Below are 22,479 nucleotides of genomic sequence, written 5' to 3' on the forward strand. Positions count from 1 at the left end.
GTCAGCCGTCCGAGTTCTTGGTGGAATAGGTCACCTGACGGCGCAGTTGGGCCACGGGAACCTGCTTTCTGGTGACCAGACGGGCGGGGACGGTGCGGGTCCAGATCTGGTCCTGATCGGCCCAGCCCTGTTCGGTTCCGATACCCCGCCACGGGTTCAGCCGGTCATCCTTCCACGCCAGTTCATAGCCTTTGGGTGGGGTGGGAACCGGCTCGATCACCATATAGTCACCGCTTGCGGGGTTGGTCTTGCCACGCGGCGACACCGGGGCCGCCACCGTCGCGGGCGGACGCCAGCCGGTCGCAGTGCCATCACCGCGAGTGCAGACGATGGCCGCACCGCCACTGGCCAGGCTGACCTCTTCGGCCACGGGGGCCTCTGCATAGCAGCCGAATACACCAGTTGCCGTTGCCCTGCCCACCACCGGACGCGCGGCCACGGGCAGCGGCGGGGCCTTGGCATAGGGCACGGGCTTGACGGCAACCGGCGTGACCTTGGGGGCAGATGCTGCCTTTGGGGCCGCATCCGGCACGGTTTCGATCACTGGCTGCGGGCCAAAGCTGGGCGGATAGCCGCACATCGCCTTGTGATCGCGCGTGACGCGGGGCACCCAACTGGTTTGCCCGCCATAGCCCGCGCGCAGGAAAACGCAGCCGCGATTGTCCACGAATTGCTGCCCTTTGAACCCGGCAGGCGGCGTGTTGGTCGGCCCTGCGATGTCAGCAACAGCTTGCGCAGGAGCCAGAGTGACCCCACAAAAGCTGGCCCAAAGCGCAAGCGAAACGACACGAAACAGCATATTCGACCCCAAAAGACTTGGGCGAATCATGCGGCAGGATTGTTTCCGAGTAAAGGGGAAAGCCCCCTTATTTTGTACCAAACATGCGGTCACCCGCATCCCCTAGGCCTGGCACAATATATCCATGATCATTCAAATGGCTGTCTACCGCTGCTGTGACAATCGGCACATCGGGATGTGCAGTCTGCATGCGCTTGATGCCTTCGGGCGCGGCCAAAAGGCACAAAAACCGGATGTCTTTCGCGCCTGCATCCTTCAGCAACTGCACCGCTGCGGCACTGGAGTTTCCCGTCGCCAGCATCGGGTCCACCACGATCGACACCCGTTCATCCAGATGGTCGGGCAGCTTGTTGTAGTACTGCACGGGTTGCAGCGTTTCAGGGTCTCGGTATAGGCCGACAAACCCCACCCGCGCCGCCGGGATCAGCTCCAGAATGCCATCAAGCAGCCCATTGCCCGCCCGCAGGATCGACACCAAAGCCAGCTTTTTGCCGTCAATCGTGGGGGCATCCATCGGTTCCAGCGGGGTTTCAATGCGCTTTGTGGTCATCGGCAATTCGCGCGTGACCTCATAGGCCAGAAGCAGGCTGATTTCGCGCAGCAGCTTGCGAAAACTTGCAGTCGAGGTGTCTTTCTCGCGCATCAGCGTCAGCTTGTGCTGGACCAGCGGGTGGGAAACGACGGTCAGGTGGTCAAGCATCGGCGGCCTCCAGCTTTTTGGCGATCTTTGCCTTGGTATCGGCGTCACAGAATGCGGCGTCAAGCGCGGTGCGGGCGATCTGACGGAACACCCCCTCGTCCCAATCAAAGGCGCGGTTCAGCATGTCATATTCCCGCGCCATGGTGGTGTGGAAGAACGGCGGATCGTCGGTGTTGATCGTCACTTTCACGCCCCGGTCGTAAAGCTGCTCGATCGGGTGCGCCCGCCAGCCGGGATAGATGCCCAGCGCGATGTTGGAACCGGGGCAGACCTCCAGCACCGTGCCGCGCTCGGCCAGCTCATCAACCAGCGCAAGATCCTCGATGGCACGCACCCCGTGGCCGATGCGCTCAACACCCAGATCGGTGATGGCATCGCGCACTTCCTGCGGGCCGTTCCATTCGCCGGCATGGGCGGTCAGGCGCAGCCCGGCTTCACGCGCGCAATCGAAGGCCCAGCGGAAATCCTTCAGCTTGCCGGACCGCTCATCGCCGCCGATGCCAAAGCCGGTGATGAACCGGCCCGCCGTTTCCGCCGCGCAGATTGCGGTTTCACGGGCCTTGTCGGGGCCAAAATGGCGGATGGGGGTGACGATGCCGCGCAGGGTGATGCCCATGGTGCGTTCGGCCTGATCGGCGGCGTCCTCAATCGCGGCCAGATAGTCGCGCCAGGCGGCAAGATCACGGTTGCCGCAGAAATCTGGCGACAGGAAGGTTTCGCTGTAGATCACGCCATTTGCGGCACTTTCTTCAAGCACGGCCAGGGTCAGGCGACGAAAATCTTCGGGGGTTTGCAGCGGGGTGCAGGCCGCCTCGTACACTTTCAGAAAGTGCCAAAAATCGGTGTAACTGTAGCTGCCGTCCTCGGCAAAGATACCGGAAATGTCGATGTGCTTTTCGCGGGCAAGGCCGCGGATAAAGGCCGGGGGTGCCGCCCCTTCAAGGTGGAGGTGCAGCTCCACATTCGGCAAGTCTTTGAGGGTCAAAGAAAACTCCTTCCCGGGCCTTGTGAGGGCACGCCCAGATGTGCAGCGATGGAGGCGGCCACATCGGTAAAGGCACGCAGGCCGATGCTGCCCGAACCCGCCCCCGCGCAGAGCAGCGGCACCCTCTCGCGGGTATGATCAGTGCCGCGCCAGGTCGGGTCATTGCCATGATCGGCGGTGAAAATCGCCAGATCGCCAGGTTTGAGGCGAGCAAGGAAGGCCCAGGCGCGGGCATCGAACCATTCCAGCGCACGGGCGTAACCCGCCACATCGCGGGGGTGGCCGTAAAGGCTGTCAAACTCGACAAAGTTGGCAAAGGTCAAGGAACCATCTTCCGCATCCGCCCCAAGACGGTCCAGATGATCGAAAAGGTCAATGTCGTTTTTGCCCTTCCACAGCTTGCCAATGCCCCGCATTGAAAAGATGTCGCCAATCTTGCCCACGGCATGGGTGGCCCGCCCTGCCCCTGCCACCCAATCCAGCAGCGTAGGTGCAGGGGGCGCGATGGCATAGTCGTGGCGGTTGGCAGTACGGTGAAAATTATCGCAACTTCCGGTGAAGGGCCGGGCGATCACGCGGCCCACCTTCATCGCATGCAGATGGGGCGCAAGATCGGCGCAAAGCTTCAGCAGGCGGTCCAGCCCAAACGTTTCTTCATGCGCGGCAATCTGGAAAACGCTATCGGCAGAAGTATAGCAGATCGGCCAGCCGGTGCGCAGATGTTCCTCACAATGCGCGGCGATGATGGGCATGCCAGAGGCATGGCAATTTCCTAAAATCCCTTCTGTTCCAGCAAGCTGACAGACAATCTTGACAAGATTTTCTGGAAAGGCTGGGACAGTATCGGGAAAGTAATGCCAGTCCCATGGCACCGGCACGCCTGCCAATTCCCAGTGGCCAGAGGGGGTATCTTTGCCCTTGCTCACCTCGGTCGCAGCCCCCCACAGGCCATTTGTACCATCGTGCAATCCGGGCGCGCGCAGCCCAGAGGCCAGTGCAATCGCCTGCCCCAGCCCCAACGCGGCAAGGTTCGGCAGGTTCAGCGGGCCGCTGCGACCCACCTCTGCCAGACCGGCGGCGCAGGCACGCGCGATATGGCCAAGGGTATTCGCGCCCTCATCACCAAAGGCAGTTGCATCGGGCGCACCGCCGCAACCCACGGAATCCATTACGATCAGAAAGGCGCGCGGCATGTCAGGCAATCCTTTTGAGAACAAGGGCAGGTTCAGTCCCGGCCTGTTCTGCCAGCCGATAGGCCCCCTGCACCATTGCAATCGCAGCAGCGGCGGCATCGGCGTTGGCGGCGTGAACCATCGCCAACGGATCGCCACGCCCGATCTCGTCCCCCAGACCCGCCAGATCGGATAGCCCGACCGAAGGGTTGATCCGCTCGCCCTCACGTTGACGCCCGCCACCCAAAGCCACAACCGCCAGCCCCAGCACCTGCCCGTCGATGGCCACGACATGACCCGCTTCGGGGCTTGGCACCTCCACCACCACGGGGGCTGCGGGTAGCCGGTCGGCCCAGCGATCGACAAAATCGGCGGGGCCACCCTGGGCCGCCACCATCCGCCCGAACCATTCGGCCGCAGCGCCCGATTGCAGGGCCTGCCCGATCCGGCCCGCCCCATCGGCGGCATCGGCGGCAAGCCCTCCCAAGGCCAGCGCCTCGCCCCCCAAAGCCACCGTCAGATCCCACAAGGCGGTGTTCACCGAGGTGCCGGTCAAGGTCTCCATCGTCTCGATCACCTCCAGCGCGTTTCCGGCGGCGGTGGCCAGGGGCTGGCTCATATCGGTGATCAGCGCCGAGGTCATGCAACCGGCCCCTTGCGCCGTAGTCACCAGCGCGCGGGCAAGTGCCTCGGCCTGATCCAGCGTTTTCATAAAGGCGCCAGAGCCGCATTTCACATCCAGAACCAGCGCCTCCAGCCCCGCCGCCAGCTTTTTCGACAGGATTGATGCGGTGATCAGATCAATGCTTTCCACCGTGCCCGACACATCGCGGATGGCATATAGCCGCCGGTCGGCGGGCGCGATTTCGGCGCTGGCCGATACGATGGCGCAGCGGATGTCGGACAATTGGCGGCGCAACTGGTCTTCCGAAAGGCCGGTGCGGAACCCGGGAATCGACTCCAGCTTGTCCAACGTGCCGCCGGTATGGCCAAGGCCACGGCCCGAGATCATCGGCACATAGGCACCACACGCCGCAAGCGCCGGGGCGAGCAACAGCGAGATGCAATCGCCAATCCCCCCGGTGGAATGCTTGTCCAGCACCGGGCCCGGCATGTCCCAGCGCAGCACCTGACCGGAATCGCGCATGCCCATGGTCAGGGCAACGCGCCCGTCCTCTCCCAAGCCCTTCAGCAGCACGGACATGGCAAAAGCCCCGGCCTGCGCATCGGTGACGGTGCCATCCGCCAGCCCGCGCGCGAACCAGCGCAGCGCATCACGCGACGGCACGCCCCCGTCGCGAATCTGGGCAATGATGGCACGCGCATCCATCAACTGCGGTCCATGTGTTGGCTGGTGAAAAGGCCGGGCAACAATTCTGCCACCGTCATCACCTTTTCCAGCCCGTCGGTCGTGGCAAGCGTCACCCTGACATCGGGGGCGGCGAATTCGGCAATCTTTTGACGGCACCCGCCGCAGGGCGGCACCGGCGACGGGCTGTCGGCGATCACGAAAACTTCGGCGATGCGGGTTTCACCAGCCGCGACCATGGCGGCAATCGCCCCCGCCTCGGCGCAGGTGCCTTCGGGGTAGGCGACGTTTTCGACGTTGCAGCCCTGATAGATGGCCCCATCCGCCCCCCGGATCGCTGCCCCCACCTTGAACCGCGAATAGGGCGCATAGGCCTTTTCGCGCACATCCTTGGCTGCCTGCAAAAGGGACATCGGGGGCTCCACCATTTCTTGACCATCTGGTTGGAGTCTGGGCCGCGCCGGGGCAAAGCGCAAGCATTCCCACCCGTGCATGGCGGAATCACGTTTCTGCGGGCTATGATCGCGGCAAGCCCGGCGGTATGACCCAGCAGCATCCCAAAGATAGCCCGGTCACAAGAAATGGTTTAGGGCTGAACCAGATCATAGGAGGACCAGATGGTTGACGAGACGCGCAGTGACAGTGCCCGCCATCCGGCATTGCATTACCACGAATTTCCCAAGCCGGGTAAGCTGGAAATCCGCCCGACCAAACCTCTGGCCAATGGCCGCGACCTGAGCCTGGCCTATTCGCCCGGCGTCGCCGAGGCCTGTCTGGAGATCAAGGCCGACCCTTCCGCCGCCAGCCGCTATACCGCGCGGGGCAATCTGGTGGCGGTTGTCACCAATGGCACCGCCGTTCTGGGCCTTGGAAACATTGGCGCTTTGGCGTCAAAGCCGGTGATGGAAGGCAAGGCGGTTCTGTTCAAGAAATTCGCTAACATCGACTGTTTCGACATTGAGCTGAATCAGCCCGACCCGGTGAAGCTGGCTGAAATCGTTTGCGCGCTGGAACCTTCGTTCGGCGCGATCAATCTGGAAGACATCAAGGCGCCGGATTGTTTCATCGTTGAACAATTGTGCCGCGAGCGGATGAACATTCCGGTTTTCCATGATGACCAGCACGGCACGGCGATTGTGGTGGGCGCGGCAGCCACCAATGCGCTGCATGTTGCGGGCAAGGCGTTTGACCAGATCAAGGTGGTGTCCACCGGTGGCGGGGCGGCGGGGATTGCCTGCCTGAACATGCTGCTGAAGCTGGGCGTGCGGCGCGAAAACGTCTGGCTGTGCGACCTTGCAGGGCTGGTCTATCAGGGCCGGACCGACCAGATGACCGACCAAAAGGCGGCCTATGCCCAAGGCACCACCCCGGCCACCCTGTCCGAAGTGATCGCGGGGGCCGATCTGTTTCTTGGCCTCTCTGGCCCCGGTGTCCTGACGCCCGAGATGGTGGCGAAAATGGCCCCGCGGCCCATCGTTTTTGCCCTTGCCAACCCGACGCCCGAAATTCTGCCGGATGCCGTGCGCGCCGTGGCCCCCGATGCCATCATCGCGACGGGGCGCAGCGATTTTCCCAACCAGGTCAATAATGTGCTGTGCTTCCCCTTCATCTTTCGCGGTGCGCTGGATGTAGGCGCGACGCAGATCAACGATGCCATGCAACTGGCTTGTATCGACGGCATCGCCGCGCTTGCCCGCGCCACCACCAGTGCCGAGGCGGCAGCAGCCTATCAGGGTGAAAAGCTGACCTTCGGCGCGGATTACCTGATTCCCAAACCCTTCGACCCCCGCCTCATCGGCGTCGTCGCCAGTGCGGTCGCCAAGGCGGCGATGGAATCTGGCGTGGCCACCCGCCCCCTGCCCGATCTGGAGATTTACCGCCAAAAGCTGAACGGATCGGTCTTTAAATCCGCCCTGATCATGCGCCCGGTGTTCGAGGCCAGCCGTCAGGCCGACCTGCGCATCATCTTTGCCGAAGGCGAGGATGAGCGTGTTCTGCGCGCCGCCAACGCGATGCTGGAAGAAACCACCGACAAGCCGATTCTGATCGGGCGGCCAGAGGTCATCGCCATTCGCGCCGAACGCGCGGGCCTGCCGATCCGCCCCGACCGCGATTTTGAAATCGTGAACCCCGAAAGTGACCACCGCTATCGCGACTACTGGACCACCTATCACGAGCTGATGCAGCGCCGGGGTGTCACGCCCGACATCGCCCGCGCCGTGCTGCGCACCAACACGACCGCCATCGCCGGGGTGGCCGTGCATCGTGGCGATGCCGACAGCATGATCTGCGGCACCTTTGGCGAGTTTTCCTGGCACCTACGCTATATCCGCGAGATTCTGGCGCGCGGCAAACTACGCCCCGTTGGCGCCCTTAGCCTGATGATCATGGAGGACGGTCCCCTGTTCATCGCTGACACCCATGTGAACGCAGCCCCCACCCCCGAACAGATCGCCGAAACCGTGATTGGCGCGGTGCGCCATGCCAAAAGGTTCGGCATAGCCCCCAAGGTAGCGCTGTGTTCGCATTCCAACTTTGGCAACCTTGACAGCGATTCCGGTCGCCGGATGCGCGCGGCTATGGAACTGCTGGATACGCGTGAGGCAGACTTTGAATACGAGGGCGAGATGAGCATCGACTCCGCACTTGATCCCGATCTGCGCCACCGTATCTTCCCCAATTCCCGCATGTCGGGCCCGGCCAACATTTTGGTGTTTGCCTTCACCGATGCCGCCAACACCGCGCGCAATATGCTGAAGTTGAAGGCCGGCGGGCTGGAGGTCGGGCCGATCCTGATGGGCATGGGTAACAAGGCTCATGTGGTCACCCCCTCCATCACGGCGCGGGGGCTGCTCAATATGTCGGCGATTGCGGGAACGCCGGTGGCGCATTACGGCTAGGATTTGCAAACCCCCGCCTGCTTAGCTGCGCCAGTTTGAAAAGTCGCCAGTTTGCAAATACGCGCTCGCATGTTAGCGCAATATCTGCAAACTTTTTGTCGCAGGGGTTTCGCGCTTGTTGCGCGACTCAATCTGGCGGGCGTAACAGCCGCACAGAGGCGGAGGAGTGCATACCATGGGATACCGTGACGTCTATGACGGCTGGAAAGCCAATCCTGAAGCATTCTGGCTGAAGGCAGCCGAGGGGATCGACTGGATTACCCCGCCAAGCCGCGCGCTGAACGACAGCCGCGCACCGCTGTACGAATGGTTCACCGATGCCACCGTCAACACCTGCTGGAACGCAGTGGATCGGCATGTGGAGGCTGGTCGCGGCAACACTCTGGCGATCATCCATGAAAGCCCGGTTACCCACCTGCGCCGCGGCATCACCTATAAGGATTTGCAAAAGCGGGTGGCCAGCCTTGCCGGGGCGCTGCGGGCCAAGGGCGTCGAAAAGGGTGATCGCGTGATCATCTACATGCCGATGGTGCCAGAGGCGCTGGAGGCGATGCTGGCCTGCGCCCGTCTGGGCGCCATTCATTCCGTGGTGTTCGGCGGGTTTGCGGCCAATGAGCTGGCGGTGCGGATCGACGATTGCACCCCCAAGGCCATCATCGCGGCAAGCTGCGGGATCGAGCCGAACCGCATCGTTCACTACAAGCCCCTGCTGGATGCCGCCATCGACATGGCGGCCCACAAGCCCGATTTCTGCGTAATCTTCCAGCGTGAGCAAGAGGTTGCCAAGCTGATCGAGGGGCGTGATGTCGCTTGGCACACCTTTCAATATGGCGTTGAACCGGCCGATTGCGTGCCGGTTGAGGGCAATCACCCGGCCTATATTCTGTACACCTCTGGCACCACCGGCGCACCCAAGGGTGTGGTGCGGCCCACGGCAGGCCATCTGGTCGCGCTGAACTGGACGATGAAGGCTATCTACGACATGAATCCCGGCGAGGTGTTCTGGGCGGCGTCGGACGTGGGCTGGGTCGTCGGCCACAGCTATATCTGCTATGCGCCGCTGATCGCCGGTTGCACGACGATTGTGTTCGAAGGCAAGCCGGTGGGCACGCCCGATGCGGGCACCTTCTGGCGCGTGATTGCCGAGAACAAGGTGAAGAGCTTCTTCACCGCCCCCACCGCGCTCCGCGCCATCAAGCGTGACGATCCCGAAGGGGAGTTCGTCAAGGATTACAACATGAAGACCCTGCGCACGCTGTATCTGGCGGGTGAGAGGGCCGACCCCGATACGATCCTTTGGGCGCAAAAGCATCTGAATGTGCCGGTGATCGACCATTGGTGGCAAACCGAAACCGGCTGGGCCATCGCCGCGAACCCGATGGGAATTGAGAAGCTGCCGGTCAAGATCGGATCGCCTTCCGTCGCCATGCCCGGCTTTGACGTGCAGGTGCTGGATGAAGGCGGCCACCCGGTTTCGCCCGGCACGCTGGGTGCTATTGCGGTCAAACTGCCGCTGCCCCCCGGCACGCTGCCCGGCCTGTGGAATGCCGAAGATCGGTTCCGCAAATCCTACCTGAACCACTTCCCCGGCTATTATGAAACCGGCGACGCGGGCTATGTGGATGAGGACGGATACCTTTACATCATGGCCCGCACAGATGACGTAATCAACGTCGCGGGTCACCGGCTTTCCACGGGGGGCATGGAAGAGGTTCTGGCCAGCCACAAGGATGTGGCCGAATGCGCCGTGATCGGTGTGGCGGATGACCTGAAAGGGCAATCGCCGGTCGGGTTCCTGTGCCTCAACCGTGGATCAAACCGCGATCCGGCAGAGGTCGTGGCCGAATGCGTCAAGCTGATGCGCGAAAAGATTGGCCCCGTCGCCGATTTCAAGCGCGCGGTGGTGGTGGACCGTTTGCCCAAGACGCGTTCGGGCAAGATCCTGCGTGGCACCATGGTGAAAATTGCCGATGGCACCGACTGGAAGATGCCCGCCACCATCGACGACCCGACCATTCTGGACGAGATCACGCTGGCGCTGCAATCGTTAGGCTATGCAAAAGGCTAAGGCTCGTTGCGTTTTGCGCTTTGCATTTCGCGAAAGGTGACTGGACTTGACCCGGTTTTTCGCTAGCCTTCGGGGATGATGCGCAAACCGATTTCCCGTTCAGATTGCCAATATCCCCGCAGAATCAGCAGTGGGGGTCGCCCTTGCCGGACGGCCTGACCAAATGGGACCCGAGCGGGTTGCTGCACATCCTGTCGCTGGCCGGGCCTGCCGATGCCGCGCTGATCCTGCATCACCTGAAGGATGATCTGTCCGCCGCCGCCCATGCGCTGGACCATGCCCTGACGCTGGGCGACACAGAGGCGATGCGCCACCCAATCCACGCGCTGGTGGCCCTGTGCGGCACGGCGGGGGCAGCCTGCCTGCACCAGAAAGCCTGTGATTTGCGGGATCAGATCGGCGCTGGCCTTGATACAGAGGCCCGCGCCTTGGCCCTTTCGTTGCAAACAGGGGCCGCGCGGCTGGCAGAGCGTCTCGCGACCGAATTGGGGCGCTGAGACATGGGCAATCGTCCGGTCCGGCACCCCCCCGTTCTGATCATCGAGGATACCATCAGCCTGCGGCTGGTTTACCGCGCTATTGCCATGGCAGCGGGTCATCCTGTTGCGGTGGCGGGCAGTGCGGCTGAAGGGCTGGCACAATTTCACGCCACAGCGCCCAATATCGTGCTGCTGGATGTGGTGCTGCCTGACGGCGACGGTCTGGCGCTGATGCGCGCGATGCTGGCCGAACGGCCCGAGACGCTGGTGATCGTGCTGACCGCCCATGGCTCGGTCAACCGCGCGATAGAGGCGATGCGCGCCGGGGCGCAGGATTTTCTGGTCAAGCCGGTGGACGAGGCGCGTCTGACCGCAGCGCTGGCCAATGCCGCAAATGCCCCGCAACGCACGCTGCCCGCGCCTGCAGGCCCGCAGGCCAACCTGTTCATCGGGTCATCCGAGCCGATGCAGCGCATCCATGGCAAGATCGAATCGGTGGCAAAATCGATGGCCACAGTCTTCATCACCGGCGAAAGCGGTACGGGAAAAGAGCTGGCGGCATTGGGGATACATGCCGCCTCGCCCCGCGCCAACGGCCCGTTCATTGCGCTGAATTGTGGTGCCATTCCGCAGGATCTGCTGGAATCAGAGGTGTTCGGGCACATGAAGGGCTCTTTCACCGGGGCTTTGTCGGACAAGCCGGGGGCGGCGCAAGCGGCAGATGGCGGCACGCTGTTTCTGGATGAAATCTGCGAAATGGCGCTGCCTTTGCAGACCAAGCTGCTGCGGTTCCTGCAAACATCGACCATCGTTCCCGTCGGTGCGACCAAGCCGCGCAAGGTGAATGTGCGGATCGTCTGCGCCACCAACCGTGACCCGATGGATGCGGTGCGGCGCGGCCAGTTCCGCGAAGACCTGTTTTACCGGCTGTTCGTTGTGCCCATCCACATGCCGCCCCTGCGCGACCGGGGCGATGATGTGATCGAGATTGCCGAAACCGCGCTGGCCCGCTTCGCGCAAGAAGAGGGGCGTCACTTTGATGGCCTGTCGCCCGAGGTGCGCGCCCTGTTCCGCCGCCTGCCGTGGCCGGGCAATGTGCGACAGCTTTTGAACGTGATCCGCAACATAGCCGTTTTGCATATGGGCGGGCTGGTAACGCCGGGAATGCTGCCTGAAAGCCTGTTTCTACAAGGGATCGACGGGCCTACCCCGACCGCCACGGATATGCCGCTGCATGATATTCCGACGGGCCTGCCACCAAACCTGCTGGCCCGCCCTTTGGCCGAGATCGAGCGACTGGTGATCGAGGCGGTGCTGACCCGCCACGGCGGATCGGTGCCCAAGGCCGCGCGCACGCTGGAAGTGTCGCCCTCGACCCTTTACCGCAAGCTGGAAGGTTGGGGCGTAAAGACCTGATCCCTCAGGCGAATTGCTCGACGATCAGGCGTTCTTCCAGACCATGGCCGGGGTCGAACAGGATGCGGTGGGTGATCGCCGGTTCTGAACGCACCTCGACCTGCACGACATCGGGAACGGGGCGGCTGTCGGCATCGGCGCGCACCGGGCGCTTGTCATGTTCCAGCACATCAAACCGCACCACGGCAGCCTTGGGCAACAGCGCGCCGCGCCAGCGCCGGGGACGGAAGGCCGCCATCGCGGTCAGCGCCAGCACATCGGCACCGATGGGCAGAATCGGGCCATGCGCCGAATAGTTATAGGCGGTGGACCCGGCGGGCGTTGCCAACAGCGCGCCATCGCAGACCAGTTCCGGCATCCGTTCGCGGCCATCGACACTGATCCGCAGCTTGGCTGCCTGCGGGCCCGCGCGCAACAGCGACACCTCGTTGATCGCCAGAGCCTCGGTCACGCGGCCATCGGCCCCCACGGCGCGCATCCACAAGGGGTTGATCACCGCCTCTTCCGCCGCGGTCAGCCGCTGAGGCAGATCCTCGGCGGAATAGGTGTTCATCAGGAAACCGATGGTGCCGCAGTTCATGCCGTAGACGGGCAGTCCCGCGCTTTGGGTTTCATGCAGGGTCTGCAACATGAAGCCGTCGCCCCCCAGCGCCACCACGACATTGGCCTTGCCCAAGGCGGTCTGTCCATGGCGCGCCGTCAGCGCAGCCAGCGCCTCTTGTGCGGCGGGTGCCGTGCTGGCGCGAAAGGCGATATGGGTGAATGACAAGCGGCACCTCCGGCTATGGCGGCAGAATGGCGGGGCGGGCGGCAAACTCAAGCCCTTTCCGGGATGACGTTGCGAAGGCACCAAGTTTCCGATCGGAAACTTTTTTCGTGCTGCTGCCGGAAAGCGTCGTTTTCACACCTTTCCCACCCCCCTGCCCTGTCGTAAACAGCGCCAACCCCAGTCAGGAGACCGTCATGTCCGCGACCACCGGCTTTTTTACCGAAAACCTGTCTTCCAGCGATCCCGACCTGTTCGCCACGATCACCAATGAACTTGGCCGCCAGCGCGATGAGATCGAGCTGATCGCATCCGAAAACATCGTATCACTGGCCGTGTTGCAGGCCCAAGGCTCGGTTCTGACCAACAAATATGCCGAAGGCTATCCGGGCAAGCGCTATTACGGCGGCTGCCAGTATGTGGACGTGGCCGAGACGCTGGCGATTGAGCGTGCAAAGGCGCTGTTCAACTGCAACTATGCCAATGTGCAGCCGAATTCGGGTTCGCAGATGAACCAGGCGGTGTTTCTGGCCCTGCTGAAGCCAGGCGACACGTTCATGGGCCTCGACCTGAACTCTGGCGGTCACCTGACTCATGGCTCGCCTGTCAACATGTCGGGCAAATGGTTCAACGTCGTGTCCTATGGCGTGCGCCAGCAGGACCAGCGGCTGGATATGGAAGAGGTACGCCAGAAGGCGCTGGAGCATCGGCCCAAGCTGATTCTGGCCGGTGGCACCGCCTATTCCCGCGAATGGGACTGGGCCGCCTTCCGCGCCATTGCCGATGAGGTTGGCGCCTATCTGCATGTCGATATGGCGCATATCGCGGGTCTGGTGGCCGGTGGCGTTCATGCCTCGCCGCTGCCCCATGCCCATGTGGTCACCACCACCACGCACAAATCTTTGCGCGGCCCGCGTGGCGGCATGATCCTGTGCAATGACGAGGAAATTGCGAAAAAGATGAACTCGGCCGTGTTCCCCGGCCTGCAAGGCGGCCCGCTGATGCATGTCATCGCCGCCAAGGCCGTCGCCTTTGGCGAGGCGCTGCGGCCCGAGTTCAAAGACTATGCGGCCCGTGTGAAGGCCAATGCCGCTGCCATGGCGGATGAGTTGATGAAGGGCGGCATCGACATCGTGTCGGGTGGCACCGACAACCACCTGTGCCTGGCCGACCTGCGTCCGAAAAAGGTGACCGGCAAGGCGGCAGAGGCTGCCCTTGGCCGCGCCCACATCACCTGCAACAAGAACGGCGTGCCGTTTGACCCGGAAAAGCCGTTTGTCACCAGCGGCATCCGTCTGGGCGCCCCCGCCGGCACCACCCGCGGCTTTGGCGAGGCCGAGTTCCGCCAGATCGCCCGCTGGATCGTCGAAGTTGTCGATGGGCTGGCCAAGAACGGCGATGACAACGGCGCGGTCGAGGCGAAGGTGAAAAAGGAAGTGCAGGCCCTCTGCGCCCGCTTCCCGATGTATCCGACGCTGTAATCTGGCGACAGAAAACGAAAGGCCCGCATGGCACCCAGCCCTGCGGGCCTTTTTCGTCACATCAGATGCCGCCAGCGCAGGATCAGCGCGATCAGCGCCGCCAGCAGCATCAGCGACAGCACGACAGAGGCCAGCCGGTTCACGGCCCAGGTTCCCCAGCCCTCCTTGCGCCCGCCTGCCCCCAGTTGCGACAGGCATTGATCATAGGCCTCGGCCACGCGGGCCGGGTCAATTTGCAGGGCAAGGCGGGGGTTGCGGGACAGATCCTCGGCTTCGGCCAGAAAGGTGGCGTTGGTACGCAGGCGCTTGGGCACCGACCGACCGCCCCGGCGCAGCTTGTCAGCCAGCCCCTTGCCTTTCAGGCGCAGGCGCGCCTCCATCAGTTGCGCCACCCGGTCGGCCATTTGCTGGATCGTTGTCGCGCTCATCTTGTCCCCATCTGGTTGAGGGCAGTCTAGGGCTGCATGGGCCTCCCATCAACCGCTCTGGCGGGAAACAACAGGCTGCGCTATTTGAAACCATGCTGACGATGATCCGCCATCCCGCCGCCGCCCCTGATGGATCGCTGCCTCTGGTGATCGCCCATGGCCTTTATGGCTCTGGCCGGAACTGGGGCGTCATCGCGCGCCGTCTGGCCGAGGGGCGCGACGTGATCGCGGTCGATATGCGCAACCATGCGGGCAGCCCGTGGTATCCGACCCACAGCTATCCCGACATGGCCGCCGATCTGGCCGAGGTGATCTTGTCGCTTGGCGGCAAGGCCGACCTTTTGGGCCATTCGATGGGCGGCAAAGCGGCGATGCAGCTTGCCCTGACCCAAGGAGGGCTGATCCGGCGGCTGGTGGTGGCCGATGTGGCACCCGTGCCCTACAGACACGACCAGACGCAATACATCACCGCGATGCGTAGCCTTGACCTGACCGGCCTGACCAGCCGGGGTGAGGCCGACCGGCGCCTGACGGCTGTGCTGGATGACCCCGCGCTGCGCGCCTTCTTCCTGCAATCGCTGGACCTGAAGGCCGAAGGCGGGCCGCGCTGGCGGCTGAACTTTGATGTGCTGGAGGCCGAGATGCCCAAGATCGTCGGCTGGCCCGGCGAACCCGGCCCCTTTGAGGGCCCCGCCCTGTTCCTGACCGGGGCTGACAGCCATTACGTCAAGCCCGAATACCGCGAGACGATCCGCGCCCTGTTTCCCAAGGCGCGGTTTGCCAAGCTGCCGGGCGCGGGCCACTGGCTGCACGCCGACAAGCCGAGAGAGTTCGAGGAAACGGTGCGCGTTTTCCTGAACGCCCCCGGCACAGCGGATTAGTCTTCGGCGCGCATCATCCGGCGGATCAACCCGTCTTTCACCACATACTGGTGATACAGCGCCGCCACGACATGCAGCACCACCAGCGCAATTGCCGCCATCTTGAACAGCTGATGCACGTCGCCCGCATCCTCAATCCCGCCGAACCATGCGGCCATGCCCGACAGGGGCAGCGCGATCATCACGGCGTAAAGCGCCCAATGCACCACCTCTCCGGCGAGCCGCTGCCAGGCCGGGCCTTCTGGAGCGGCTGGCACGCCATGCGACAGCCGCAGCGCCAACCGCCACAGCGCCGCAATCAGGATCAGAACGCCCGGAATGATGTGAACCCAGATGCCTGACCCGGCCACGGTCGTGCCACCCTCTTCATAGGCGTCCCAAGCCTCTGACATGCTGTCAGAAAACAGGAACTGCGCGGCGAACAGGATGACCACAACCCAATGCAGGGCGATCTGGGTGGAAGAGTAACCTTTAGACGTCATGCGAACCTCCATGTGCTGCGCATTTCACGGGCAGCCAAACATGTTCCGTCGCGCCGCGCTACTCTGTCAGACGGCGCGCCACCAGATAACTGACCGGAATCGCCAGAAGAAAGCCAACAACCGCCGCAATCATGATCGGGCGCAACGTGCCGTATCCGGTCGTCAGCGCGACAATAATCATCACGCCCATCAGCGTGGTCGAGATCATCGAAAACAGGATCATCATCAGGCGGGTCATCTTCGGCTCCCATATCGGCGCGTTCGGGGCATTCTGCCGATGCGCGCAACGCGGCGCCTTGATCCGCATCAAACAGATAAAACATTCCGCATATGACGCCGCCAAAATGCAAAAGGCCGCCCGAAGGCGGCCCTTGTCGCACTTTGCTGACCTTAGCGCACTTTGAGCGTCGCCAGACCCAGCATCGCAAGGATCAGAGAGATGATCCAGAACCGGATCACAATCTGCGGTTCGGCCCAGCCCTTCTTCTCAAAATGGTGGTGAATCGGCGCCATCAGGAACACCCGCCGTCCGGTGCGCTTGAAATAGGCAACCTGAATGATGACGGACATCGCCTCGACCACGAACAGGCCGCCGACGATGGCCAGCACGATTTCATGCTTGGTGCAGACCGCAATCGCCCCCAAGGCCCCGCCAAGCGCCAGCGATCCGGTATCGCCCATGAACACCGCCGCAGGCGGTGCATTGTACCACAGGAACCCAAGCCCCCCGCCGATCAGGGCAGAGGTGAAGACCAGCAATTCGCCCGTTCCCGGCACGAAATGCACGCCCAGATAGGTGGAAAACGTCGCGTGGCCAACGACATAGGCGATGATACCCAAGGTGGCCGCCGCAATGATCACCGGCATGATCGCCAGCCCGTCCAGCCCGTCGGTCAGGTTGACCGCATTGGCCGCGCCGACGATCACGATCATGCCAAAGGGCACGAAAAAGATACCCAGATTGATCAGCGCATTCTTCAGCAAGGGCAGCGCCAGTTGCCCGGTCAGCTCTGTCGGGTGGAACTGCGCGGCGGCATAGCTGGCCAGTGCCGCGATCATAAGGCCCAGCAGCATCCGCACCCGGCCCGACACGCCCTTGGTGTTCTGTTTGGTCACCTTGGCATAGTCATCGGCGAACCCGATCAGGCCGAAGGCCACGGTCACCAGCATGACGATCCAGACATAGGGATTGTCCAGCCGTGCCCAGACCAGCGTGGACACCATCAACGCCGACAGGATCAACAGGCCGCCCATGGTGGGGGTGCCCGCCTTGACGAAATGGCTTTGCGGCCCGTCATCACGGATCGGCTGGCCCTTGCCTTGCTTGCGGCGCAAGAGGTCAATCAGCGGGCGTCCGAAGATAAAGCCAAAGATCAGCGCCGTGATAAAGGCCATGCCCGCCCGGAACGTGATATAGCGGAAGAGGTTGAAGAAATCCCCCCCCTTCGAGAACTCGGCAAGCCAGTAGAGCATTACGCCTCTCCTTTTACGAGGGTCGCCTGTTGCCCCAATTTGCGCAGCGCGTCAACGACAAGGCTGACCTTGATCCCCTTTGACCCTTTTACAAGGATCACATCGCCGGGATCGATCAGGCTGCGGGAATGGCTGGCAAGGTCGGTGGCCTTTTCAACCCACTGGCCGCGCTGGCTGCGTGGCAGGGCGGCGTGAAGCGCCTTCATCCGAGGGCCAACACAGTGGATCACGTCGATCTGGTCAAGGCCGGGGTGGCGGGCGATGGCAAGGTGCAACGCCGCCTCGGTCAGGCCAAGTTCCAGCATGTCGCCCAGAACGGCGATGCGGCGGCCCTTGGCCTTGGCGCCCACGCCGTCCTGCGGGGTGGCCGCGATCAGCACATCAAGGCTGGCCGCGACCGAAGCGGGGTTGGCGTTGAACGCATCGTCGATCAGGTCAAAGGCGGTTTCTTCAACCACATCCAGAATGATGTGTTCGCGCGCGCCGCGCCCGGCGGGGGGCGACCAGCGGCCAAGGTCGGTCGCGGCCAGCACCGGGTCCAGCCCCAGCGCCTCTGCCGCCGCCAGAACGGCAAGGCCGTTGACCGCAAAATGGCGGCCGGGCGACATCACCTTGAACAGCATCGGCTGACCCGCATGGCTGACCTGCACCACGGTGGCCGTGTCGCACAGCTTGGTGGCGGTCAGGTGCCAGTCGGCCCCGTCCGCCGCGCCAAAGGTGACCATATGCGCGGCCTGCGCGGCCCCTGCGCGAAGGGTGGGCGTCACCGACAGATCGGCGGGCAGAATTGCGGTGCCGCCCGGCTCCAGTCCCAGAAAGATTGCGGCCTTTTCGCGGGCGATGGCCTCAAGGCTGTCGAACGCCTCCAGATGCGCGGGGGCGACGGTGGTGATCAGTGCCACATGGGGCCGCGCCATGCGGGCCAGAGGCGCGATTTCGCCGGGGTGGTTCATGCCGATCTCGATCACGGCAAAATCTACATCCTCCGGCATCCGCGCCAGCGTCAGCGGCACACCCCAATGGTTGTTATAGCTGGCTTCGGCGGCGTGAACGCTGCCCTGCCCGGCCAGCGTGACGCGCAGCATTTCCTTGGTCGAGGTTTTGCCGACAGAGCCGGTCACCCCCACCACCTTGGCCCGCGTCCGCGCCCGCCCCGCAGCCCCCAGATCGGCCAGACCTTGCAGGACATCGGGCACGATCAGCAGCGGCGCATCGGGCGAAACCCCGTCGGGAATATGGGAAACCAACGCGGCGGCAGCCCCCTTGGCCAGCGCCTGCGCCACAAACTCATGCCCGTCGCGCACATCTTTCAGCGCCACGAACAGGTCGCCCGGTTGCAGGGTGCGGGTGTCGATCGACACGCCCGTGGCGGCCCAAGGCGCGGTTGCCCGCCCGCCCGTTGCCTCTGCCGCCTTTGCACTGGTCCACAATGCCATCAGATCACCCCATCCAGCGCCGCCACGGCGATACTGGCCTGTTCCACATCATCAAAGGGGAAAACATCGCCCTTGATCACCTGCCCCGTCTCGTGCCCCTTGCCCGCAATCAGCAGGGCATCGCCCGGCCCAAGCGCATCAACGCCGCGCAAGATCGCCTCGGCCCGGTCGCCCACCTCGTTCGCGTCTGGGCAAGCGGCCATGATCGCGGCGCGGATGGTGGCGGGGTCTTCGCTGCGGGGGTTGTCGTCGGTGACGTACAGCACATCGGCATTGGCCTTGGCCGCAGCGCCCATCAGGGGCCGCTTGGTCGTGTCACGGTCGCCGCCCGCGCCGAAGACAATGACGATCCGCCCCAGAACATGCGGGCGCAGCGCGCGCAGCGCCGTTTCAATCGCATCGGGCGTATGGGCGTAATCGACATAAACCGCAGCGCCGTTCTGCCGGGTTGCAGCAAGCTGCATCCGCCCCCGCACGCCCGAAAGCTGTGGCAAGGCGCGGAACACATCGCCCGCCGCCTGCCCCGCGCCAATCGCCATACAGGCCGCAACGGCCACGTTTTCTGCCTGAAAGCCGCCGATCAGGTTCAGGCGGACCTGATGGTCCTGCCCGTTCCACGAAAAGCGTAAATCCTGCCCGGTGGCGTCAAAGCGTTGGCCCAAAATGCGAAAATCGGCATCGGCCCCCTTGCCGACCGAGATCGTCGCCAGCCCGCGCCCCTGCGCCAGTGCCAGCATCTCGGGCCCCTTGGCCCCTTCGACATTCACCACCGCCACGCCTTCGGGCGGCAAAAGGCGGCTGAACAGTTCGGCCTTGGCGTCAAAATAGGCCTGCATCGTGCCGTGATAGTCGAGGTGGTCTTGCGTCAGATTGGTGAACCCCGCCGCCTTCAACCGCACCCCGTCCAGCCGCCGCTGGGTCAGGCCGTGAGAGGATGCTTCCATCGCCGCATGGGTCACACCCGCCGCTGCCGCCTCGGCCAGAACGCGTTGCAAGGTGATCGGGTCGGGGGTGGTATGAGAGCTTGGGGCCTCCCACGCGCCCTCGATGCCCGTGGTGCCGATGTTGATCGCGGCATGGCCAAGGGCCATCCAGATCTGGCGGGTAAAGGTGGCGACACTGGTTTTGCCGTTGGTGCCGGTGACGGCAACCATGGTTTCGGGCTGCGCGCCGAACCACAGGGCCGCCGCCTGCGCCAAGGCGGCCCGCGCATCCTGCACCACGACCAACGCCACGGGCGACAGAACCAGCGCCTCGGCCGCGATCACCGCGCCTGCTGGATCGGTCAGCACCGCAACCGCCCCTTGGGCCAGCGCCTTGGCGATGAACTCGGCGCCATGCACCTTGACCCCGGGCAGGGCGGCAAACAGCATTCCCTCGCGCACGCCGCGGCTGTCCACCGTCAGGCCGGTCACGAAGGCATCCGCCCCGCCCCGCGCCGTCAGCCCCAGTTCACCCAGTGTCTTGCCCGCCATATCCTGCCTGCTTCGGCCCGAACGGCCGACCTAGTTCGTGTTGGAGACGGCTGTTACCCCATCCAGTGTGACAGCTTCAACCTGCGGCTTGAGGCCCAGCAGCGGAGCCGTGCGGCGGATCACCTCTGCCGCGACGGGAACCGCCGTCCACCCCGCAGTGCGGCGCGGCTTTGGCCCGGTGTTCTCGGACGGCTCATCCAGCGTGACGGTCAGCACATAACGCGGGTTGCTGGCCGGAAAGACCGAGGCAAAGGTGTTCACCACCTTGTCGTCATAATAGCCGCCCATGGGTTTGGGCTTTTCCGCCGTGCCGGTCTTGCCTGCCACCTCATAGCCCGGCACGTTGCCAAGGCTGGCGGTGCCCTCGGTCACCACGCGGCGCAGCATCTTGACTGCCTCATGCGCGGTCGCCTCGGACAGGATGCGCACCCCCTCCATCGGTGTATCGCGTTTCAGCAGCGTCGGCGTCACCTTGATCCCGCCATTTGCAATACTGGCATAGGCCGTGGCCAGCGCCAGCGGGCTGGCGGCAATGCCGTGGCCATAGCTGACGGTGATCGTGGTGATGTCGGGCCAGCGCTTGGGCACGATGGGCTTGGCCGACGGCCCCTCGACCAGTTCGACCGGAACCGGCTGGAACAGACCCAGCGATTTCAGGAACGCCTGCTGCCGTTCGCCGCCGATCATCAACGCGATATGCGCCGTGCCGACGTTCGACGATTTGGCGATGACATCGGAAACCGACAGCAACGGCCCATAGTTGTGGTTTTCAAACTCTTTGATCTTGAACTTGCCCCAGACCATCGGCGCGTCGGCATCAACCAGCGTATCGGGGCGCACCAACCCCAATTCCATTGCCTGAGAGGCCGCAAAGATCTTGAAGGCCGAACCCAGTTCATACACCCCCTGCACCGCGCGGTTGAACAGCGGGTTGTCGCCCGGCTCTGCCCCTTTGGGCAGCACGGGGTTGGGGCGGTTGTTGGGGTCAAAATCTGGCAGCGAGGCCATGGCGATGATCTCGCCGGTGCGCACATCCATCAGAACGGCAGCGGCACCTTTGGCGTTCATCATCGTCATGCCGGTGGCCAGAACCTCTTCAATCGTGGCCTGAACGGTCAGATCCAGCGACAGCGTCAGGGGTGTGCCCGCCATGTTGGGGTCACGCAGCCGCGCATCCATTGCTTTTTCAAGGCCTGCGGTGCCCACCACCTCGGCCGAAGCAACACCTTCGGCCCCGAAACTCGCTCCGCCCAGCACATGCGAGGCAAGGTTGCCGTTGGGATAAAGCCGCATCTCGCGTGGGCCGAACAACAGGCCTGGATCGCCGATTTCATGCACGGCCTGCATCTGTTCAGGCGACATCACCTTGCGGACCCACATGAATTTGCGCCCGTCGGTCATGCGTTTCAGCAACTGGTCAGCATTCAGATCGGGGAAAATCTTGGCCAGTTCCACCGCGACATGTTCGGGGTCGATCAGATCCTTGGTCTGCACATACAGCGCATGGGTCAGCATGTTGGTCGCCAGAATGCGGCCATTGCGGTCCACGATGTCGGCGCGGCTGGCGGTGATTTCTTCGGCGCTTGAGGCTGTGCGCGGCTCGATCGGCTCTGACGCGGCCAGCGTGCCCATCCGCGCGCCGATCACGGTATAGGCGGAAAAGAAGCACAGCGCGAGGATCAGCAGGCGCATCTGCGCCCGCGCGCGGGTTTTGTCGCGCATTTCCTCATGCCGAAGGCGCAGGTTTTCACGCTCGATCACATCGGGGTTCTGGCCTTGGTCGCGGGCCTTCAGAATGCGGGCAAGCGGGCGCAGGGGGGTGCGGATCATGGCGTTTGCCCCTTGGCATTGCTAGCAAGCTCGCCGCTGATGGCCACCGGCGCGTCGATGCCCAGCTCATCCGGCGACACCGCTTCGGGCGCTGCCTGCAACACGGCGGGCGGCGGCGGATAGGCGATTTCGGTCGGCGTGCCGAATTGGGCCGGTTCCATCGGCAACAGCTCAAGCTTGTCAAAATTCGCCACCACCAGCGCGCGCAGCCGGTCTGGCCGGTTCTGATAGGCCCATTCAGCGCGCTGGATCGTCAGGCTTTCGCGCAGGTTGGCGATCTGGTCTTGCACCGCCGCCATTTCCTTCAGCGTGGACTGGGTTTCGTAGTTTTCGCGGTAAGCCCAGAAGCCCAACGCCATGACGGCAAGAAACGACAGGATGTAAACCAACGGGCGCATG

At 63.7% G+C, this 22,479-nt stretch carries 21 protein-coding genes; 6 read left to right on the forward strand and 15 right to left on the reverse strand.

Going from position 1 to position 22,479, the window contains the following annotated elements; translation table 11 throughout:
- Position 1: 1 nt before the first annotated feature.
- From JI744_RS10620 to JI744_RS10645, 6 genes are all read right to left on the reverse strand, one after another.
- The gene (locus JI744_RS10620) at positions 2-799 is read right to left on the reverse strand and encodes a hypothetical protein (RefSeq protein WP_202660561.1); all 798 of its coding nucleotides are present in this window, start codon (positions 797-799) and stop codon (positions 2-4) included.
- Between the two features lie 67 nt (positions 800-866).
- On the reverse strand, positions 867-1,499 hold the full coding sequence (upp, locus tag JI744_RS10625; RefSeq protein WP_202660563.1) for a uracil phosphoribosyltransferase: 633 nt from the start codon (positions 1,497-1,499) through the stop codon (positions 867-869).
- Positions 1,492-2,484, reverse strand: a complete 993-nt coding sequence (locus tag JI744_RS10630; protein WP_202660566.1) for an adenosine deaminase — start codon at positions 2,482-2,484, stop codon at positions 1,492-1,494. The genes upp and JI744_RS10630 overlap by 8 nt, the downstream gene beginning before the upstream one ends.
- Positions 2,481-3,677, reverse strand: coding sequence for a phosphopentomutase (locus tag JI744_RS10635; protein ID WP_202660568.1), 1,197 nt, complete (start codon positions 3,675-3,677; stop codon positions 2,481-2,483). The genes JI744_RS10630 and JI744_RS10635 overlap by 4 nt, the downstream gene beginning before the upstream one ends.
- A 1-nt stretch (position 3,678) precedes the next feature.
- Positions 3,679-4,986 (reverse strand): thymidine phosphorylase, encoded by a 1,308-nt coding sequence (locus JI744_RS10640; RefSeq protein ID WP_202660570.1) that lies wholly within the window; start codon positions 4,984-4,986, stop codon positions 3,679-3,681.
- Entirely contained in the window at positions 4,986-5,378 is a 393-nt protein-coding gene (locus JI744_RS10645) for a cytidine deaminase (RefSeq protein WP_202660572.1), read from the reverse strand. The genes JI744_RS10640 and JI744_RS10645 overlap by 1 nt, the downstream gene beginning before the upstream one ends.
- Before the next feature lie 204 nt (positions 5,379-5,582).
- On the opposite strand from JI744_RS10645, the gene JI744_RS10650 reads away from it, so the two are divergent.
- The 4 genes from JI744_RS10650 (at position 5,583) to JI744_RS10665 (ending at position 11,828) form a co-directional block, all read left to right on the forward strand.
- Entirely contained in the window at positions 5,583-7,865 is a 2,283-nt protein-coding gene (locus tag JI744_RS10650; protein WP_202660574.1) for an NADP-dependent malic enzyme, read from the forward strand.
- Positions 7,866-8,040: 175 nt separating this feature from the next.
- Positions 8,041-9,933 (forward strand): propionate-CoA ligase PrpE, encoded by a 1,893-nt coding sequence (prpE, locus tag JI744_RS10655; protein ID WP_202660576.1) that lies wholly within the window; start codon positions 8,041-8,043, stop codon positions 9,931-9,933.
- Positions 9,934-10,076: 143 nt separating this feature from the next.
- Positions 10,077-10,430 carry a hypothetical protein gene (locus JI744_RS10660; RefSeq protein ID WP_202660578.1) on the forward strand — a complete coding sequence of 118 codons (354 nt, stop codon included), beginning with the start codon at positions 10,077-10,079 and terminating at the stop codon, positions 10,428-10,430.
- 3 nt (positions 10,431-10,433) lie between these two features.
- Positions 10,434-11,828, forward strand: coding sequence for a sigma-54-dependent transcriptional regulator (locus tag JI744_RS10665; protein ID WP_202660580.1), 1,395 nt, complete (start codon positions 10,434-10,436; stop codon positions 11,826-11,828).
- Positions 11,829-11,832: 4 nt separating this feature from the next.
- Here the strand turns inward: JI744_RS10665 and JI744_RS10670 are convergent, their stop codons facing one another.
- The gene (locus tag JI744_RS10670) at positions 11,833-12,597 is read right to left on the reverse strand and encodes an NAD kinase (RefSeq protein WP_202660582.1); all 765 of its coding nucleotides are present in this window, start codon (positions 12,595-12,597) and stop codon (positions 11,833-11,835) included.
- A gap of 194 nt (positions 12,598-12,791) precedes the next feature.
- Between JI744_RS10670 and glyA the strand changes: the two genes are divergently transcribed.
- Positions 12,792-14,075 (forward strand): serine hydroxymethyltransferase, encoded by a 1,284-nt coding sequence (gene glyA, locus JI744_RS10675; protein ID WP_202660584.1) that lies wholly within the window; start codon positions 12,792-12,794, stop codon positions 14,073-14,075.
- A gap of 56 nt (positions 14,076-14,131) precedes the next feature.
- On the opposite strand, the gene JI744_RS10680 is transcribed toward glyA, so the two are convergent.
- A complete protein-coding gene (locus JI744_RS10680; protein WP_202660586.1) occupies positions 14,132-14,503 on the reverse strand; it encodes a hypothetical protein in 372 nt (123 codons plus the stop codon).
- A gap of 92 nt (positions 14,504-14,595) precedes the next feature.
- Between JI744_RS10680 and JI744_RS10685 the strand changes: the two genes are divergently transcribed.
- Entirely contained in the window at positions 14,596-15,384 is a 789-nt protein-coding gene (locus JI744_RS10685; RefSeq protein WP_202660588.1) for an alpha/beta fold hydrolase, read from the forward strand.
- On the opposite strand, the gene JI744_RS10690 is transcribed toward JI744_RS10685, so the two are convergent.
- The 7 genes from JI744_RS10690 to ftsL form a co-directional block, all read right to left on the reverse strand.
- A complete protein-coding gene (locus JI744_RS10690) occupies positions 15,381-15,866 on the reverse strand; it encodes a cytochrome b (RefSeq protein WP_202660590.1) in 486 nt (161 codons plus the stop codon). The two genes, JI744_RS10685 and JI744_RS10690, sit on opposite strands and share 4 nt — an antisense overlap.
- A gap of 58 nt (positions 15,867-15,924) precedes the next feature.
- Positions 15,925-16,104 carry a CTP synthetase gene (locus JI744_RS10695; RefSeq protein WP_202660592.1) on the reverse strand — a complete coding sequence of 60 codons (180 nt, stop codon included), beginning with the start codon at positions 16,102-16,104 and terminating at the stop codon, positions 15,925-15,927.
- Positions 16,105-16,256: 152 nt separating this feature from the next.
- Complete coding sequence (gene mraY, locus JI744_RS10700) at positions 16,257-17,339, reverse strand: phospho-N-acetylmuramoyl-pentapeptide-transferase (protein ID WP_202660594.1); 1,083 nt, start codon at positions 17,337-17,339, stop codon at positions 16,257-16,259.
- A complete protein-coding gene (locus JI744_RS10705; protein WP_202661472.1) occupies positions 17,339-18,778 on the reverse strand; it encodes a UDP-N-acetylmuramoyl-tripeptide--D-alanyl-D-alanine ligase in 1,440 nt (479 codons plus the stop codon). The genes mraY and JI744_RS10705 overlap by 1 nt, the downstream gene beginning before the upstream one ends.
- Positions 18,775-20,250 carry a UDP-N-acetylmuramoyl-L-alanyl-D-glutamate--2,6-diaminopimelate ligase gene (locus JI744_RS10710; protein WP_202660595.1) on the reverse strand — a complete coding sequence of 492 codons (1,476 nt, stop codon included), beginning with the start codon at positions 20,248-20,250 and terminating at the stop codon, positions 18,775-18,777. The genes JI744_RS10705 and JI744_RS10710 overlap by 4 nt, the downstream gene beginning before the upstream one ends.
- A 30-nt stretch (positions 20,251-20,280) precedes the next feature.
- Complete coding sequence (locus JI744_RS10715) at positions 20,281-22,080, reverse strand: peptidoglycan D,D-transpeptidase FtsI family protein (RefSeq protein ID WP_202660597.1); 1,800 nt, start codon at positions 22,078-22,080, stop codon at positions 20,281-20,283.
- A complete protein-coding gene (ftsL, locus tag JI744_RS10720; protein ID WP_202660599.1) occupies positions 22,077-22,478 on the reverse strand; it encodes a cell division protein FtsL in 402 nt (133 codons plus the stop codon). The genes JI744_RS10715 and ftsL overlap by 4 nt, the downstream gene beginning before the upstream one ends.
- Position 22,479: the final 1 nt, after the last annotated feature.

Origin of the sequence: Fuscibacter oryzae, assembly GCF_016765795.1 — a bacterium.
GTDB classification, from domain to species: Bacteria; Pseudomonadota; Alphaproteobacteria; order Rhodobacterales; family Rhodobacteraceae; genus Fuscibacter; species Fuscibacter oryzae.